We start from the raw sequence: 16681 nt of genomic DNA, 5'->3' as shown, positions 1-16681 counted from the left end.
CGAATGAGAAAGATGGTGTTTTTATGAGACGGGTTTGGAAGTGGTGCGTCGCCGGGGTAGCAGCGTTGATATTGGCGATTGGCTTGACCATGCCGGTATCAACGCAGGCGGCGAAAAAAACATATGTGATCGGCACAGATGTCACTTATGCACCGTTTGAGTTTGCAGACAAGAACAACCGCTACGTCGGGATCGATATTGATCTCATGCAGGCAGTAGCCAAGGCGGAAGGCTTTAAAGTGGACATTAAGCCGCTGGGATTTAATGCCGCGGTGCAGGCGCTTGAAGCTCACCAGATTGACGGGGTCATTGCCGGCATGCAGATTACGCCGGAGCGCAAGCAGAAGTTTGCCATGAGTGATCCTTATTACAAAACCGCGGTGGCAATGGCCGTTGCCAAAAATAGCGGCATCAAAAGTCTTAAGGATCTGCGGGGCAAGCGGGTGGCTTTAAAGACCGGGACAGCCGCGGCAGACTTTGCGATGAGTCTAAAAGACAAGTATGGTTTTCATACCGTGACGTTCGATGATTCCACTAATATGTACCAGGACGTGATTACGGGGAACTCGGTAGCCTGTTTTGATGACAAGCCGGTGCTGCAATATGCCATTGCAACCGGGCTGAAGCTGAAGCTTGCCGGGCCTGAAAGCAAGGCGAGTTATTACGGCTTTGCCACGCAAAAAGGCCGTAGCGACCAACTGGATCAGCGGTTCAATGCCGGACTGAAAAAAGTGAAGGCTGATGGCACCTATGCCAAAATTGTCGCGAAATACTTAGGCAACGGGACGCAAGCAGCCCAAAAGGAAACCAGCGCCAAGACCCAGGATACGGATCGCAGTTTTCTCGGTTTGTTACGGGAAAACTGGGGGACCTTAATGAATGGGCTGCGGGAAACGATGGTCGTGACTTTGGTGGCCATCATTTTTGCAACCATTGTCGGGATTCTGGTCGGACTGCTGGGCGTTTTACCGAATCGCTTCGCCCGGGGAGTTGCCACGACGTTTATTTACATTTTCCGCGGCTTGCCGCTACTTGTATTGGCATTGTTCATCTACACAGGCATACCAAGTCTGATTGGTTCTAAGATTCCGGCATTCGTCGCTGGGATTATCACGCTGACGCTGAATGAAGGTGCGTACACGGCGGCCTTCGTGAAGGGGGGCATCCAGGCGGTCGATGCTGGCCAAATGGAGGCAGCGCGCAGCCTGGGACTTCCGTTTGGCAAAGCCATGCGGAAAGTGATTCTCCCGCAAGGCATTAGAATTATGGTACCGAGTTTCATCAATCAGTTCATTATCACCTTAAAAGACACCTCGATTCTGTCGATTATCGGCATCTTGGAGCTGACCCAAACCGGGAAAATCATCATTGCGCGTAACATGGAAGGCTTCAAAATCTGGACCATGGTCGCGCTCATTTACTTGATTATTATCACACTCCTGACCTGGCTCAGTAACTGGGTACAACGGCGCATGAAGGTCTAGTCCGCTTGCGTAAAATAATGTGACAAATGTCAGAAAAGCTAACATCAACGCTGGACAGTCGCTATTCCATTCCGCTAGCATAAACAGTAGATTTAAAATCGACCAAAATGCGAGGAGATGAGCTGCGCTTAGCCGCGTACTTGAACGAAGACGTGGTTGAATCAGACCCGTGTCGATCAGACAAGACGCGGGCTTAGCGCACAACCAGTTGATCATCAACTGGCGCATGCAATAACGGCCTAATGGGCTTGTAATCATTAGAAAGCGTGGTGTTTAGGTTGAAGCGAAAGTGGCTGCTAGGTTTGCTGATCGCCTTGCCTTTAATGCTTGGGGCATTACTCCCCGGCAAGACGGTGGCGGCAGCACAGAAGACGTATACGATAGGGACGGATGTGACCTTTGCACCGTTTGAGTTTGCGAACCAGGATAATAAGTATGTGGGTATTGACCTTGATCTCATCAAGGCAATTGCCAAGGAAGAAGGTTTCAAGGTCGAGGTCAAGCCGTTGGGATTCAACGCCGCGGTTCAGGCACTTGAAGCCAAGCAAATTGATGGCGTGATTGCCGGTATGTCAATCACACCAGAACGAAAACAGAAGTTTCTGATGAGCGATCCGTATTATAAGTCCGGCGTTGTGATGGCCGTGGCGAAGAAAAGTACGATCAAGTCATTGAAGGATTTGCGCGGCAAGCGGGTTGCTATCAAAACCGGTACAGACTCAGCGGATTATGCCAACAGCGTCAAGCAAAAGTACGGCTTTTCAACGGTTACTTTTGATGACTCCAATAACATGTATCAAGATGTGATTACCGGTAACTCGGCAGCTTGTTTTGAAGATCAGCCGGTGATGCAATATGGTATTAATAATGGCATGGCATTAAAGATTGTCGGGAAGCCGGCGCGTGAAGGTGCGTATGGGTTTGCGGTTTCTAAGAACAATCAGGCGTTGATGACCAAATTCAACGCCGGCCTTAAGAAACTACGGGCCAATGGTCAGTACGATAAGATTATCGAACGGTACTTGGGCAACGGCAGTGCAAAATCACAAAAGAGCGCTGCCGGTAACAGTCAAACGACAGACCGCTCGTTCATCGGGTTGTTGAAGGCCAACTGGTCAACCTTGATGGGCGGCTTGCGTGAGACCATGGTGTTGACAATTGTCGCGATCTTCTTTGCAACATTGGTCGGGATTCTGGTCGGACTTCTAGGGGTTATCCCGAATAAGTTATGCCAAGGCACAGCAACAACGTTTATTTACATTTTCCGTGGCTTACCGCTGATGGTCCTGGCTTTGTTCATCTATACCGGGGTACCGAGTCTGATCGGGTCAAAAGTCCCGGCATTCATCGCCGGCATCGTGACGTTGACGCTTAATGAAGGAGCCTACACAGCGGCCTTCGTTAAAGGGGGCATCCAAGCGGTTGATCCCGGACAAATGGAAGCCGCGCGCAGCTTAGGGCTGCCATTCGGGAAAGCCATGCGCAAGGTTATCTTGCCGCAGGGTATTAAGATCATGATTCCAAGTTTCATCAACCAGTTTATTATTACCTTGAAGGATACCTCTATCCTGTCGATCATCGGTCTGTTAGAGCTGACCCAAACCGGGAAGATCATTATTGCCCGTAACATGGAAGGCTTTAAGATCTGGACGATGGTGGCATTGATTTACTTAATTATTATTACGCTATTAACCTGGCTAAGTAACTGGGTTCAGAAGAAGGTGAAAGCATGAGTCAGTATCGAGTAGAAATGAAAAATGTCCACAAGAGTTTTGGTGACAACGATGTGGTCAAAGGCGTCAACCTGAATGTCGCCAACAATGAAGTCGTCGTCATGATCGGCGCTTCCGGTGCCGGGAAAAGTACCGTCCTGCGCATGATTAATGGTTTGGAAACCGTCACAAGCGGCGAGATTCTTGTCGACGGCGAAGATATTGCCCATAAAGGCACTGATATCAACAAGGTGCGTGAAAAGATCGGCATGGTGTTCCAGCATTTTAATCTTTTCCCGAATATGTCCGTGATGGGGAACATTACCTTAGCACCCACTGAGCTGGGCATTGCCAGCAAAGACGAAGCCGTCAAGCAGGCCAAGGAAATGCTTGAAGTGGTTGGTCTGACAGACAAGGCCGATGCGATGCCGGCGCAGCTTTCCGGCGGGCAGCAGCAGCGTGTTGCCATTGCGCGGGCGTTGGCTATGCATCCGGATATCATGTTGTTTGACGAACCGACCAGTGCGTTGGATCCGGAAATGGTCGGTGACGTTCTGGGCGTTATGCGGCGGCTGGCAAAGCAAGGGATGACCATGGTGATCGTGACTCACGAAATGGGTTTCGCTAAAGAAGTTGCCGATCGGGTGGTCTTCTTTGATAACGGCACCATCCTTGAACAAGGCAAGCCTGAAGATATCTTTGAGCATCCAAAAGAAGAGCGAACCAAGAACTTCTTGAATAAGGTCTTGAATGCTTAGAATTTAGTGTTATGGCAACGCTTTGCCGGTGACACGACAAAAACGGTTCAGTGAGACAAATCTGTCTCTTCTGAACCGTTTTTTGATTGGCAATTTTTGAGAATTTCCCGGGAAATAATGTGCTCACTAGACTTACTTACAGAATCGCAGCATAACGCTTCTTTAAGAAGGTTTCACTGCGCCAACAAAATATAAAACACTGATGGAATGTGACACAGAGGTGCCGCTTTCAACGTACAAATTCAAGAATGATATCCGCAAATGCCTAATCTCAGTACTCATATCGGAACCGACCACGATGAGCACTAAGATTAGGCTCTTTGCGTCCTCTCGTCTATACATCAATTAGATTGTTTAAAGCTAGTTTCTAGGAACCTGTTTATGTTCTGCAACAAGCCAGCATAAGATTTAATCTGATAGTCTGCCAGATCGTGTTGGATTTTGTTAAGGTCATCCATACCAAAACCATTCATGACCAACGACTTCAGATGAAGAACATATTTCGCAAGAATGTACTCTATTACCTATTGATCAGATCAGGGATCAATCTCAAACTTGTCTTTCCATTTTTTCCAAAAGCTGGGCTAATCAAAGACAACACATCCAGGAGCTGTTTTAATTCGTTTTGGTTTTTTGAGTCGTTGCTGAGTTTAATTTGACACTGTTTCTGTAAGAGCTCGATTTGTATTCGGATGTAAAAGTAATCATCAGGAAGTCCGTGCCTTTGTAATTGTGCCAAAGTCAACAAAGTTCGTTCGTAGTCTTCTTGGTGGTAAAACATCACAGCGGTATTATACAGTGCCTGGTAAAAAAATTTTGATGGACATTTTGATGCTTTAATGTAAAATGAATTATCAGTAATTTTTCGTACAGCTTTTCAAAATATTCGCTCTCCAAAAAAGGTATACAGTCAATATACAGTGTATACTCAAGCGAATACCAAAAGGATCGATTCATCAAATAATTTATAACCACATCCGAATCTTCTTTTGAAAGATGATCGGAGGTGCCTTGGGTGTCAATTTTTACTGCAGTGACAATAATAGAACGCAATTTGAACAAAATGTTACGAGTGGTTAAGAACTTCTGGATTAATTTCTGCTTGAGTCGTTGCAATTCTCTAATTTTTTTGCAAAGACAACTGTAAAAGTCTCTGGTCAAAATCACGCTGAGGTAAATCAGCGTCATCAATATGAGATCGGTTCCTTTTTTCGAGAAGCTCGAAAAACTCTGTTGGTTCAACGCAGATATTACGGAGAAGTTTGAAGAGATTTTCAGCAGAAATTTCCGTGAGCCCGTTTTCAAACTTCGAAACCGTACTTCTGTTTAAAGGTTCAGATATATCCGAAATGCGACGGTTCCGTGCGAATCTCTTTAAAAAGTTGTCCCAGCTCACAGTCTTTCAATATGCTCGCCCCTTTCTAATTTTATTATAATCAAACGGATGCAATTATGGTAAAATAATTTTAATTTACGAAAATGCTGTAAGTTTGCTTGTTTGCCTTGGTAACATTTTTCGATGATGATGAAGCCTTTGTAAAATCACTCTTCGGGATGCTGTTGGGAGCATTTTTAGTGATCACACAATTCCGTGTGGGTGCCGGTTATGATGCACGTAATCTTTAACTATTTGTCTAGCAATATTAACAAAAAATCATCAAGGAGTGATGCTGAATGACCTTACTGCGGATAGATCACGCAAAAAAAGTTTACAAGAAAAGGACGGCTATTTTCGATGTCAGCATGTCGTTTAACGGAAACGGACTGTATCTGATTGCAGGGCCAAACGGAAGCGGTAAGACGACTCTTTTGGAATCAATCGTTGGACTGAGACGGCTAAGTTCGGGAAGTATCGTTGTTGAGCCGAATAGTGCCAAAATTGCCTTCTTGTTTCAAGAAAACAATTTGAGGAAGCTAAATACAGTTCGTGAAGAATTTCAACTAGTTTTGAAGCTCTATCAAAGAAACATTTCCGAGCGGCAGGTGGCTGATCAATACCAACTAACCGAATTCCTAGATACACGTACTGTCAATTTATCAGGCGGTACTAAACGCAGAGTTTTAATTGCCATGACTCTGATGACAGAGGCCCCCATAGTCATTCTGGATGAACCCGCATCTGGACTAGATACGTTTATTCGGAAGGAAATTTGGAACTTGATTAAACAATATGGTAAAAACCACCTTGTAATAGTCTCGGATCACTATCTAAATCAAGCGGCCGATTATTGTGACTTTGTATATATGCTACACGCTGGAAGAATCGTTGAGTCTGGTTTAATTCCAGAACTTGAAAGCCAGTTGAGAAAGTTTGTTTACACACCAATTGACATCAATCAATTGCGGCCAATTGAGAGGGATCTGAAAGAACAAGGAATTGATTATATCTCAAGGTCAACAGGTAAAAACTTTTATTTATATACAGATAGCTCTGTAAGAACCTCAAATATCTTGAATAACCACCATGTTAGCATACACAGTCTAACATTCGAGGATGGTTATCTCATGTATACTGGAGATGACGTAAATGAGTAGGATTGATAAATACACACCATTCCTAAAAGTCGAATTAAAAGCACTTTTCCGAGAACATACGTCAATGTTCTTTATGATTATTGTTCCTATTGCATTAACTGTTGTCTTTGGCGGAACCTTTGGTGATAGCCCGACTATCTTTGGCAAAAATGTCCTAGGAATTGACACGGTAGTTCCGATAAATGTTGTTTTCCTTTTAGCCAACACAGGTTTGATGGGAATCTCAATTACTATTTTAGACATTAAAGGCCAGGGTGTACTTAAGAGGTACATGACGTACCCAGTTACTTACTGGCAATATTTTCAATCGTTATTTGCCGCATTTCTGTTCGTTAGCATGATTTCAACTGCGATTTTTGGAGGGATGAGCTTTGTAATATATCATGCGATATGGCGCATGAATGTGTGGCAAACGCTACTGTTTATAATTTTTTACCTCCTAACTGCATTAATTTTCTTCTCAGTGGGATATTTGATTTCACTATTCATCACATCATCCAGGACTGCTAGTTTAGTTACCTCAGGAATTTTCATGATTTTTATTTTTACATCCGGCATTGCGATTCCCACAGATTCATTACCTAAATTTGTCCAGAAATTTGCACACATCTTTCCAATGTATCACTGCATCCAAGTCATGCAATACCTTTGGGTGGGCGATTTTGAGTTATCTAAAATTGGCAATAACATTGTCTATGTGTTGATATTGAGCGCCTTAATGGTGATCATTTTGCAGAAGGTGAGAATACAATGGGACTCAAAATAACTGTTATCAATCACAGAAAGATTTCAGAACCACAGCTAACCGATGATGCAGATTTTTTGAACTATTAAGAAACGCTTGATTGCACTGGTTACTTCAATGTTAATTAAAAAGGTCGACCTAGTTCTCGCACCATCCTCTGAATTGCCCTTATTCAATTGGTAATTGTGGGTATTCTCACGTGATGGTATTCATACTCTGACCAGCAATTTATTGATATTGTGGACACATACAGCGAACTACCGTGCACGGTTTCTGCCACTTGCATGTGTCGCTGTTGACCAGCCTCGGTGAAAATCCTCTCCAGATCAAAGAACTCTTGGGGCATGAGGACATCGAAACGACGCTCGGCACATATGATCATCTTTACCCCAACAGCAACTTTGAAGTCGCAAAAAAGCTCAACGGGATATTCTCCAAAGAGGTGCCCGATGAGCCAAAATAATTTGAAAAGGGTCAAAACTGTGCCGCCGTAAAATTAGTGGTGCTAGAAATGTTGAGACCACGAGACGGCCGCGAAAGGTACCATTGTTCCCGGGAAATAATGGGTGCTTAGTCAAAATGTTTTCCCATTCATGTTGGCATGCTACTCGTTTCGTTCCTGATTCTCCGGCACGCCATGGTCGAGAATGCGATCCATGACCGCTGCCACGCTGCCGGCGTAGGCCATGCCGAATTTGTCGAGATGCACCATTAGGTAATACAACCGGTAGAAATCGAGGCGAAATGGGTAGCCTGGGTCGAGTGGATAGGTTTCTTGGTAGCCGGCGTAGAACTCTTGGTTGAACCCGCCAAAGACAGTGGTCACGCCGATATCAAGTTCGCGGTCGCCGTAAACTGCGGCGGGGTCGATGAGTGCCGGCTGACCGTCTGCCGTGAACATGTAGTTGCCACCCCATAAGTCACCATGGAGCAGGGATGCTTCGCTGTGATGCTGGTTGAGGGTCTTGCTGATAATGGTGCGAACCTGGTCAAACGTTGCTTGATCGTCGGCCTGCCACAGGCCCTTTTTCAGTATGTGAGCGGCCAGTTTATCGAGCCGTTGGTGAATGAACAGTTCCGCCCACGAATCGGTCCAGTCGTTGGAAAATGATACGCTCGTGCCAGCGTATGGATAGTCGAAGCCGAAGCGGCCGGCGGGTTCGTGATGCTGATGCAGACGGGCAACAAGTCGCCCGAGTTCACGTTGCGAGCCATGGCCACTGGTCAGGAAGCTTAGTAATAGGTAACCATCGCCGTCAATGCTGCCGTTAGCGATCACGCGTGGCGCTAACACCTGTGCGGCTTCAAAGGCTTTTAAACCGGCAATTTCTCCGGCATAGAAGCTGGCGGGGTAGCCAGGTTGAACGAGCAGAAAGTATGGTTTTTCAGACGTATCGACCCGATAAGCTTTATTGACATCGCCTCCGCCAACCGGGGTGATCGAGGTGATATGATCTAACGGTAATTGCTTGGTCCAAGCTGATGTAAGCATGCAAATCTCTCCTCTCACAGGCATTTCCGGCAGTCATCGGTGCAAAAAGGGCGATAAATTCCGGATTTTCCAATGCCAGACAATGCCCTAGTGCCACCTTAAAACATTTTTGCCGTTAATGACAATGATTCAATCGTGCAAAAGATGATAAACGAATCGCTGCGGGTCATCCAAAAAGCTGCGGAGGAAAGTGATGTGCTCAATCTGGTCGTATTGAATGGGTGCAAGCGTGTTACCCAAGGCCAGCAGCTGCGCATCTGGATAGGCCATTAAAATGGGTGAGTGGGTGCTGATGATGAATTGTGCGCCACTCGTGACCGCTTCATGAATCAAAGCTAGCAAACTCAATTGATTTTCCGGGGTCAATGGCGATTCGGGTTCGTCTAGCAAATATAGGGCGTTCGCGTGTAAGCGGGCGCGAAATAAGGCGAGAAAGGCTTGGCCGTGTGATAGGGTGTCTAAGTCGACTTTATAAAGGTGGTGGACTTCTGCCAGTGTATTCAGATACGGCAGACGTTCCAGACTTTTGGGCGCTAAGTGTTCAAGCTGAGCCTGGGCATATTTGATGCGGCCGCGGGTGGCGCGAATGAATGAAATGAAATCGTCGGCGCGAAATAAAAAGCCGGACTTGGTGCGATAAGTCCACGTTAACTTGAGCTGGCGCGCCAATGCCCGGCTATTGTCGTATTCAGGACCATCTTCAAGGGACGCGCCGCTCATCAAGATGGCGTTGTAGTTGGCGGCGATCGCGTTTAGCAACGTTGATTTGCCGCTGCCGTTATCACCGGTCAAAATGGTCACCGACTGCGTCAGCTTTAGTTCACGGAAATGCGCTTGCCAAGGGAGGTTGAATGGGTAGGATGTTGCTTGAAGTGGCGGCGTATATTGAATTTTATTCAGTAGCATGGCAAGCTCCTAACTTCATGTACCTAGACTAAGACAGCGGCTGATACCAACTTAAAATTTCCTTGGCTAAGTCAGCCTTCATGTAGCGGGACGTAATCGTTTGATCGCTATTGCCTTTCCGCACATGAATGTTTAAGTGCGCAACGCCGCGCGGTTTCATCCAGATGGATTGCGCTAAGCTCATCGCCTGGATGTCTTTTTTCCGGACATAGTAGCGCTGGCGGGTCCAGACTTCGCCGACTTGGATGACGAGTTGATCTGGCGGCGCAATGGCGATAGCAGCGTTTGTTGCGGCGTACTGGCCTTGGAGTGCCATGATGATCAGCCACAGTCCGCCAACCGGCAGCAACCAGACCCACCAGCTGACGTGCAACCACAAAACACTAGCCAAAATAATCGGTGCGACAATAAAAGCGAGATTCCCTAGTACCATGTTACGCACATAGTACCAGCGATTTCGTACCGGAATCGGTTGCAGTTCCGGTATTGTTGTCGGCAACCAGCTGATGAATTTGCGCATATCGGTCATGGCCGAGCGCTGCCGGATCACCGGCATCAGGACCAGATCGTTATTTTGCTCATCATCAGCTGCGCCGGAAGCCAGTAATGCCTGAACGGTGGTGAGATGAAACCATTGGCGGAGAATGCTTTGTTTAAACCGAACAGCTTGCACGCGGGATAGACGGGCGCTGACCGTGTTGGTTTGGAGAAAGCCGCGACTGGTGCGCAGTTCGTTACCCGTGCGATCGAGCGTGAAGCGATAATATTTTTGCAGGATGTTCAAATAAGAAACAGCAAATCCCAACACTAAAACGATGATGCTTAAGCCGATCAAAAGGTAAATGGCTAAACCTGTGATGGCGTGTTCAGCTTGCTGGTACCAGCTGTCCGGCAGGTATTCCTGAGCCTTGTCCAACACCCAAAGGATCCCGGTAATGATGGGGATGAAACCAAGCGATGTGAGCGCATATTGATTAAGGTCGTGGGAGTTGATTTTGTAGGCAGCGTCCGGGACCGGGTCCGCGTTGACGACGCGGGTCCGGGTGGCGGCATCGGCATCAGTCGTCTCTGTAGTAGTGGATATTGCCGATTCCGGCTCAATTCCTTGGCGATAACGATTGATCGTATCGGCAACGGCGGTCGGCACAGCTGCCAGTTGGCCTTCCGCTTTTCTGGTTTCTTTTCCGGCTGTTTCGATGGAGACCTGTTCCAGCCCAAGTGGCTTCAAGAAGAACCACTGCTGGCGCTGGACGGTTTGAATCCGGTCGTACGGAATATGGTTGGTCTTACGGATGAAGACGCCACTGCGAATGGTTAAGCCATCAGGTGCCACTAAATAGGTGAAACGCAAATAACGCAGGATTGACCACGCGAGCATTAAGATGACGCTCCCAAGAATCAAGGCTAGCCAAAACAGCAGTTCTTTAAAACTCATTTTGGAACCGAACATCGAAAATAAGCCGCCGACAAATATTGGCCATAAAGCGATGACATTTTTGACCCATAGTATCAGTAATGCGACAGGGGCAAGGCGGTGCGGTTGTTCATTCATCGCGCGCCTCCTGTGCCAGTGTCAAAATCCGGGTCCGCAACTGATCGGCAACGGCTGCCGTTACGCCGTCAATGACATGGGCCGTGCTGGCGGTTTCGATGTTGACCTGTTGCAATTGTTGCCACCGGAGAAGCGGTCCCTGTTCCAACGTCACATTTTGAATGCGAGCAATCGGGATCGCTTCATTTTTACGGAAGAAGAACCCTTTTTGAAGGAAAACTGCGGTCGGGGTGATGTTGTAGCGCAAAAATCGATAGCGATAAGGCACGAGGGCCCGCCGGATAATATATTGCAGCACCGTTAACCCAATGACGCCAAAACCTAGCCATGAAGGCCAATGCCAAAAATGACTGGCAATGAGCAAAAGTAAGCCGACAACAAAAAAATTGAAAGACCAGATGAATATATCGGCGCGCCAGACAAATTTGATATTGGGTGGCAGGGCATGTCCTGTTTCGTTCATTTTTTCGCCTCCGTTTTCGTCAGGATAGCAGAAAATGGCGACAAACGAAACTGTTGTTGTCATAAAAATAAACTTATCACGATGCTTTTGCCACACGGATACGATCGAAGCGAGTGCGTGCGTTTTGAAATGGCTGTCGCTTAACCATAACGCGTTCGCCAGCCCAGAAGTCTGCGTGTAAGGACCTTGTTCGCAATGGCCTAAGCCCGGGCCATCACGCCCAAGGCCGCTTACACTCCGACTTCTAAGCGCGCTGGCTCACGCTCACCATACATAACGCGTTCGCCAGCCCAGAAACCTGCGTGTAAGGACCTCAGGCGCAATGGCCAAGGTCGGGCCATCACACCTGAGGCCACTTACACTCCGATTTCTAACCGGGCTGGCACACGCTCACACTAAAAAAGCCCACCTAATCTGGGGCAGCATTGATTGCTGGCAGAGGGGCGGGCTTGTTAAAATGAAACAGCAGAAGCAGTTGGCGCCGCTGATTCAAACGGTCGGCGCATAAATGAATTCGATCAACTGCTTTTTCATCGCAACGTTGATGCCATTGATGGGCTGCTCGAGAATTTTTTGGTATTCTTCGAGAACATCGTATGGCAGCGGCGTGAGTAGGTTGAGATCGTCAATAACATCACTGACGCGGTCGGTGGTGCTGAGATCAACGAAAATATCGATCTTGTTGAGGCAGTCGATTAATAAATCGGTCATGCCGGCATCAGGCTTGCCGCTTTGGTCGGTGACGACAACCTGCAAGTGATTGACTTGCGCATGATCGATCTGGATAAACTTTAAAGCCGAATAGATATTCATTGGCACACCTCGTCTTAACTGACAGAATTGCATCGTGGTTCATTAAACCAATTTTAGGCATTTCGTTAAACTTTTACAAGCTGGTTGTATCCTAAGGCAATCCGTTCCATAATGTGGGCGACAAGGATTATTATACTTGTGGGGGTGAAATATGGAGCTTAATATATCTGCACAGGCAGCAGCACGACTAGCGCCGCTTTTACACGCAGATCGGGTGTTGGTTTTGGATTTGAATGATGGCATTGGGCCTTACTCGCGGCAGTATCATGATACATCGCAAGCTAAATTCAGTCTCCTGATATTGCCACGCCGTAATGTGCCGGATGTATTTGATGCGCACCTTGACTCCCCAGTAGGACCGGTTTTAATCAAAAGCTATGCGGCCGGATTCTTCGATTCGAAAACCGAGTTAACCATAAGCGGTGATGAGTTTACGCTTTTGCAAGCGAAGCCGCACCTTAATCCGAAGGTCCCATTCAAGTTTGTATAACAAAATACGCTTTTCTGTTATGATATTCCCAGCAACTGTATGAGGCAATCACAGTTAAGGGGGAGTTGTCTGTGGACCGGACATCGTTAAAGAATCAAGCCAAGGCGGAATTGAATCCCAACTTTAGCTATTATCTGCGCATTAGTTTACCGGCATTACTTTTGATGGCATTTGCGACACTTGTACCGTTTCCTTCTGTTCATGAAGTACATCGCGGGGCATGGCATACATGGCACATGGTAACGCAGGGCGGACCGATCACGGTCACAGGCGGCCGCGTGAATGAATATTGGCAGATGTGGCAGTCAATTGTTATCTTTTTGAGCCTGTTGGGTGTGTTGCTGATGATTGGCGTCATGTTTGCGATGATCGATGGTCTTCGCGGTCGGTCGGATCATCAGTTTAGTTGGTTGCAGATGTTCAAGATTTTTGAACGGGGCGAATATTTTCTTGGGAGCTTGTTGATTGGGTTATTGCAATGGGTCTGGATTTTTCTGTGGATGTTCTTGCTGATTGTCCCGGGGATTGTTAAGGCGATGGCGTATTCACAGGCGCAATGGATTTATCGGGATGCGATTGACAGCGGCCAACCGATTGGCTATACCGAAGCTGTGACCCGCAGCCGGGAGTTGATGTCTGGCCATAAGTGGGATTACTTTGTGTTATTGCTGAGTTTTCTAGGCTGGTGGCTGTTAGAGTTGATTACCATGGGGCTGGCTTCCATCTGGGTCATCCCGTACCGCAGTATGACATTGGCGAATTTCTATCTTAAATTAACGGAAGAACAAGCATAATACCGCATGTGCAAAAAGAAGGGTTAAGCATTGTGTTCTATGCCGTGCCAAACTCCGCAATCTCCGGCCAGATGGTGCTGGAACGTGGTGGGCACGACTTTGAGCCTCAGCAAAACCGGCTGAGTCTCAAAGATCGGCCTCATTGTAGGCGGTAAACCGCCAACAATGATTTCACCACTGAGCCCCATCTGGCCTACGATTGCTCCGCTTTGGCACTAATATTTGAGTATTTTCAACGAACTGACTTCCATTTTTTTGGAACTTGGTTCGTTTTTACGTTGCTACCGAAAATCATGTCCCATCCTTCACATAAATGCAAAAAGAAAGCAGAGCAGCTTTCTTTTTTTGCGCAAAAGATACCGCTTGCGGTAAGTATTGGTATACTGTATATAGTTTTAAAAAGATGTACTGACAGCCGGATGGGATCGGCGGTTTGCGGGTCTTGTCCACAACGACACGATGCGTTCACGACAATAATGGGGGTACATATGATGAAGAGACGTTGGTTGCTTGGCGTTGCGACTGCATTGATGGTCTTGTTGCTGACCGCTTGCAGCAGTGGTAGTTCGGCGCAGAAGACTTCCAAAGGACCGGTGACGATTACCTTTTGGCACCGAATGACCGGTAATTACAACAAGGCGTTGGAAGGGTATATCAAGACATTTAACAGTAGTCAAAAGCAATACAAAGTTGTCGCAACATCGCAGGGTTCGTATGACAATTTGCAGAAGAAGTACCTGGCATCGGCGAAGTCCAAAACCTTACCGACGATCGGGCAGGTGACGGATACGATCATTCCGGAATACGTCCATGACGGGATGCTGGTCAACATTGATAAGCAGGTAAAATCTCAGTTTTCCGCCGCTGAGCTGAAGTCGATTTATCCCGGCATTGCCACGAACCTGAAGTATCAGGGGAATTATTATCAGATTCCGTTTGCCACCGGGACGCGGCTCATGTTTTACAACAAGGATATCCTGGAGAAATATCATCTGACTGTACCGAAGACTTGGGAAGAACTGACCAAAATCGGGCAACAGCTTAAAGGTGATGGCATCACAGGCGTCGCGTTTAATAAGAGTTATGATTTTGAATTCGAAACATTAGCGTATGATGCCGGCAATCGGTTGATTACGCCGCAGTACAAGGCGAAAATCGATACGCCCGCTAGCATCAAAGCCATGACGGCGATCACCAGCATGCTGCAGGATAAGACAGCTGTCACAGCAGGACTGGATAATTACTTTAATGTGCCATTTGTTCAAGGTAAAATTTTTGCCGGCTTCGGCTCTAGCGCCACGATTCAGCAGATCGCATCAACGGCACCTAAGAGCATGCACTGGGGAACCGCGGTAATGCCGAGCTTCGAGGGCAAATCCAGTTCAGTTCTGGGCAACAACGGTATTTCTGTCTTCAAAGGAGCTTCCGCGGAGCAAATCAAGGGTGCGGTTAAGTTCATGAAGTTTCTGATGAGCACCAAGATTCAGACTCAGTGGGCTAAAGCCAGTGGGTACGTGCCGGTTGTGTCGACCGCCACGAAGTCAAGCGACTATCAAGCCTATCTAAAAGCCAACCCGAACTACCAGGCCGCGGTCGATGCTTATGATGATGCGTTCTCGTCGACACCATTCATTGGCTATAACACTTACCGCAACAACCTGCTGGATGCTGTTGACCAGACCGTTTCCAAAAAGGCCGAGCCTAAAACCGTGTTAACCAAGCTCCAAAAGCAAGCCGAAACCATTTTGAAAGATAACCGTTAATTAACCAAAAGAAAGCAGGCGCGTCCATGACGACATTCAAACGGATTTTAAAACGAACCCTTATTTACACCGTGCTGGTACTGGGCTTAGCGGTGTTAATGACGTTTGGCTATGTCGGCTATCAAGACGTCACCGCCGGAAAAGGCTACCTCGCCTTGCGCTACCTTTTGCTAACGGCAGAGTCCGTGGTCGGCGGCTTTTTCCTGTTTTTCATCGTGGTGAGTCTGGACACATGGCGCGAACATCGGGAAAAGAAGCGGGAACAGAAGCCGGACTCGAAGAAATAAACTAAGCCACAACAAATGCGTTAGGCGGTGGCTGACGGGTATCGGCAGTCGGCCAATTGCACAAAAATACGGACCAGAGGGGATGAATTCTCTCTTGGTCCGTATTTTTTCTGTTTTTTTGTTTAAAATCCTTAGCGTTTAAACCCGGTTCAAGTAACGCTTCAGGAATTCCTTGGTCGCTGTTTGTTGTGGATTGCCGAAGATTTGATCCGGCGTGCCGGACTCGGCAATGATGCCGTTGTTCATGAAGACGACGCGGTCGGAAACATCGCGGGCGAAGGCCATTTCGTGGGTGACGATGATCATGGTCAGGCCGGTGTGTGCCAGGGCTGTCATCGTGTTCAGGACATCATCGACCATTTCCGGATCCAGCGCACTGGTCGGTTCATCAAACAGGAGCACTTCCGGATCCATTGCTTCGGCGCGGGCAATGGCGACCCGCTGTTCCTGCCCGCCGGAGAGCTGATCCGGTTTAGCGGCAATGAAAGGATCCATGCCGACTTGTTTCAACAGTTCCAACGCGTGAGTTTTGGCGGCAGCAGCGTCGCGTTTTAAGACGGTTTGCTGCGGCACCATCACATTTTGCAAGACGGTCATGTTGTTGAACAAGTTGAAGCTCTGAAACACCATGCCGACTTTGGCGCGGTAGGTGCTTAACTTCACGTCTTCACCTAAAATGCTTTTGCCGTGAAAAAGAATATCGCCGCCAGTTGGGGTTTCCAACAGGTTGATGTTGCGCAACAGGGTCGACTTGCCGGAGCCGCTGCGACCGATGATTGAAACAACTTCGCCGGCTTGGACGTTAAAGTTGATGTCAGTCAGGACTTCGTGGTTCCCAAAACTCTTTTTGAGATTCTTAACTTGGATTAATGGTTCGCTTGCCATGA

General features: G+C 47.4%; 16 protein-coding genes and 2 pseudogenes. 10 read left to right on the top strand and 8 right to left on the bottom strand.

Features of this window, described 5'->3' with window-relative positions; all coding sequences use genetic code 11:
- The first annotated feature begins 23 nt into the window (after window positions 1-23).
- From LACZS1_RS13770 to LACZS1_RS13760, 3 genes are all read left to right on the top strand, one after another.
- Window positions 24-1484 (top strand): amino acid ABC transporter substrate-binding protein/permease, encoded by a 1461-nt coding sequence (locus tag LACZS1_RS13770; RefSeq protein WP_070651626.1) that lies wholly within the window; start codon window positions 24-26, stop codon window positions 1482-1484.
- 278 nt (window positions 1485-1762) lie between these two features.
- The gene (locus LACZS1_RS13765; protein ID WP_093997748.1) at window positions 1763-3217 is read left to right on the top strand and encodes an amino acid ABC transporter substrate-binding protein/permease; all 1455 of its coding nucleotides are present in this window, start codon (window positions 1763-1765) and stop codon (window positions 3215-3217) included.
- On the top strand, window positions 3214-3954 hold the full coding sequence (locus tag LACZS1_RS13760; RefSeq protein WP_010490433.1) for an amino acid ABC transporter ATP-binding protein: 741 nt from the start codon (window positions 3214-3216) through the stop codon (window positions 3952-3954). The genes LACZS1_RS13765 and LACZS1_RS13760 overlap by 4 nt, the downstream gene beginning before the upstream one ends.
- A gap of 520 nt (window positions 3955-4474) precedes the next feature.
- On the opposite strand, the pseudogene LACZS1_RS14170 reads toward LACZS1_RS13760, so the two are convergent.
- Both LACZS1_RS14170 and LACZS1_RS13755 read right to left on the bottom strand, forming a co-directional pair.
- Window positions 4475-5142 (bottom strand): annotated as a pseudogene (locus LACZS1_RS14170) (Rgg family transcriptional regulator).
- Window positions 5075-5350: a helix-turn-helix domain-containing protein gene (locus tag LACZS1_RS13755; protein ID WP_231956471.1), complete on the bottom strand. Its 276-nt coding sequence runs from the start codon at window positions 5348-5350 to the stop codon at window positions 5075-5077. The pseudogene LACZS1_RS14170 and the gene LACZS1_RS13755 overlap by 68 nt, the downstream one beginning before the upstream one ends.
- A gap of 278 nt (window positions 5351-5628) precedes the next feature.
- Here LACZS1_RS13755 and LACZS1_RS13750 point away from each other — a divergent pair, with 278 nt between their 5' ends.
- The 3 genes and pseudogenes from LACZS1_RS13750 to LACZS1_RS13740 all read left to right on the top strand — a co-directional run.
- Complete coding sequence (locus tag LACZS1_RS13750; RefSeq protein ID WP_070651618.1) at window positions 5629-6489, top strand: ATP-binding cassette domain-containing protein; 861 nt, start codon at window positions 5629-5631, stop codon at window positions 6487-6489.
- Window positions 6482-7255, top strand: coding sequence for an ABC transporter permease (locus LACZS1_RS13745; protein ID WP_083311609.1), 774 nt, complete (start codon window positions 6482-6484; stop codon window positions 7253-7255). The genes LACZS1_RS13750 and LACZS1_RS13745 overlap by 8 nt, the downstream gene beginning before the upstream one ends.
- A gap of 244 nt (window positions 7256-7499) precedes the next feature.
- Window positions 7500-7670, top strand: a pseudogene (locus LACZS1_RS13740) (site-specific integrase); the annotation flags it as partial.
- 168 nt (window positions 7671-7838) lie between these two features.
- On the opposite strand, the gene LACZS1_RS13735 reads toward LACZS1_RS13740, so the two are convergent.
- The 5 genes from LACZS1_RS13735 to LACZS1_RS13715 form a co-directional block, all read right to left on the bottom strand.
- On the bottom strand, window positions 7839-8726 hold the full coding sequence (locus tag LACZS1_RS13735) for a fructosamine kinase family protein (protein ID WP_070651614.1): 888 nt from the start codon (window positions 8724-8726) through the stop codon (window positions 7839-7841).
- Between the two features lie 129 nt (window positions 8727-8855).
- Window positions 8856-9632 (bottom strand): AAA family ATPase, encoded by a 777-nt coding sequence (locus LACZS1_RS13730; protein ID WP_070651612.1) that lies wholly within the window; start codon window positions 9630-9632, stop codon window positions 8856-8858.
- A 28-nt stretch (window positions 9633-9660) separates the two neighbouring features.
- The gene (locus tag LACZS1_RS13725) at window positions 9661-11184 is read right to left on the bottom strand and encodes a PH domain-containing protein (protein WP_070651610.1); all 1524 of its coding nucleotides are present in this window, start codon (window positions 11182-11184) and stop codon (window positions 9661-9663) included.
- Window positions 11177-11647, bottom strand: a complete 471-nt coding sequence (locus LACZS1_RS13720) for a PH domain-containing protein (protein ID WP_070651608.1) — start codon at window positions 11645-11647, stop codon at window positions 11177-11179. Before LACZS1_RS13720 ends, LACZS1_RS13725 begins: the two co-directional genes overlap by 8 nt.
- Window positions 11648-12136: 489 nt before the next feature.
- Window positions 12137-12460 carry a hypothetical protein gene (locus LACZS1_RS13715; RefSeq protein ID WP_010490443.1) on the bottom strand — a complete coding sequence of 108 codons (324 nt, stop codon included), beginning with the start codon at window positions 12458-12460 and terminating at the stop codon, window positions 12137-12139.
- 151 nt (window positions 12461-12611) lie between these two features.
- Here LACZS1_RS13715 and LACZS1_RS13710 point away from each other — a divergent pair, with 151 nt between their 5' ends.
- The 4 genes from LACZS1_RS13710 (at window position 12612) to LACZS1_RS13695 (ending at window position 15794) form a co-directional block, all read left to right on the top strand.
- Window positions 12612-12950: an iron-sulfur cluster biosynthesis family protein gene (locus tag LACZS1_RS13710; protein WP_010490446.1), complete on the top strand. Its 339-nt coding sequence runs from the start codon at window positions 12612-12614 to the stop codon at window positions 12948-12950.
- Window positions 12951-13021: 71 nt separating this feature from the next.
- Window positions 13022-13744, top strand: coding sequence for a DUF975 family protein (locus LACZS1_RS13705; protein WP_047106794.1), 723 nt, complete (start codon window positions 13022-13024; stop codon window positions 13742-13744).
- A gap of 488 nt (window positions 13745-14232) precedes the next feature.
- Window positions 14233-15507, top strand: a complete 1275-nt coding sequence (locus LACZS1_RS13700) for an ABC transporter substrate-binding protein (RefSeq protein WP_070651602.1) — start codon at window positions 14233-14235, stop codon at window positions 15505-15507.
- A gap of 26 nt (window positions 15508-15533) precedes the next feature.
- On the top strand, window positions 15534-15794 hold the full coding sequence (locus LACZS1_RS13695; protein WP_010490452.1) for a hypothetical protein: 261 nt from the start codon (window positions 15534-15536) through the stop codon (window positions 15792-15794).
- 138 nt (window positions 15795-15932) lie between these two features.
- Here LACZS1_RS13695 and LACZS1_RS13690 read toward each other — a convergent pair whose 3' ends face one another.
- A complete protein-coding gene (locus tag LACZS1_RS13690; RefSeq protein ID WP_010490455.1) occupies window positions 15933-16679 on the bottom strand; it encodes an amino acid ABC transporter ATP-binding protein in 747 nt (248 codons plus the stop codon).
- Between the last annotated feature and the right edge of the window lie 2 nt (window positions 16680-16681).

The sequence above is a fragment of the Lacticaseibacillus zeae subsp. silagei genome, from assembly GCF_030770335.1.
In the GTDB taxonomy this organism is placed as follows: Bacteria; Bacillota; Bacilli; order Lactobacillales; family Lactobacillaceae; genus Lacticaseibacillus; species Lacticaseibacillus zeae.
This window is presented reverse-complemented; position numbering and strand designations above follow the sequence as displayed.

What these genes read in the sequence shown, in the direction of transcription:
- LACZS1_RS13745 (WP_083311609.1), top strand. Translation starts at nt 6,482, where the DNA reads ATGAGTAGGATTGATAAATACACACCATTCCTAAAAGTCGAATTAAAA.
- LACZS1_RS13690 (WP_010490455.1), bottom strand. Translation starts at nt 16,679, where the DNA reads ATGGCAAGCGAACCATTAATCCAAGTTAAGAATCTCAAAAAGAGTTTT.
- LACZS1_RS13735 (WP_070651614.1), bottom strand. Translation starts at nt 8,726, where the DNA reads ATGCTTACATCAGCTTGGACCAAGCAATTACCGTTAGATCATATCACC.
- LACZS1_RS13720 (WP_070651608.1), bottom strand. Translation starts at nt 11,647, where the DNA reads ATGAACGAAACAGGACATGCCCTGCCACCCAATATCAAATTTGTCTGG.
- LACZS1_RS13770 (WP_070651626.1), top strand. Translation starts at nt 24, where the DNA reads ATGAGACGGGTTTGGAAGTGGTGCGTCGCCGGGGTAGCAGCGTTGATA.
- LACZS1_RS13725 (WP_070651610.1), bottom strand. Translation starts at nt 11,184, where the DNA reads ATGAATGAACAACCGCACCGCCTTGCCCCTGTCGCATTACTGATACTA.
- LACZS1_RS13710 (WP_010490446.1), top strand. Translation starts at nt 12,612, where the DNA reads ATGGAGCTTAATATATCTGCACAGGCAGCAGCACGACTAGCGCCGCTT.
- LACZS1_RS13700 (WP_070651602.1), top strand. Translation starts at nt 14,233, where the DNA reads ATGATGAAGAGACGTTGGTTGCTTGGCGTTGCGACTGCATTGATGGTC.
- LACZS1_RS13730 (WP_070651612.1), bottom strand. Translation starts at nt 9,632, where the DNA reads ATGCTACTGAATAAAATTCAATATACGCCGCCACTTCAAGCAACATCC.
- LACZS1_RS13750 (WP_070651618.1), top strand. Translation starts at nt 5,629, where the DNA reads ATGACCTTACTGCGGATAGATCACGCAAAAAAAGTTTACAAGAAAAGG.
- LACZS1_RS13715 (WP_010490443.1), bottom strand. Translation starts at nt 12,460, where the DNA reads ATGAATATCTATTCGGCTTTAAAGTTTATCCAGATCGATCATGCGCAA.
- LACZS1_RS13760 (WP_010490433.1), top strand. Translation starts at nt 3,214, where the DNA reads ATGAGTCAGTATCGAGTAGAAATGAAAAATGTCCACAAGAGTTTTGGT.
- LACZS1_RS13695 (WP_010490452.1), top strand. Translation starts at nt 15,534, where the DNA reads ATGACGACATTCAAACGGATTTTAAAACGAACCCTTATTTACACCGTG.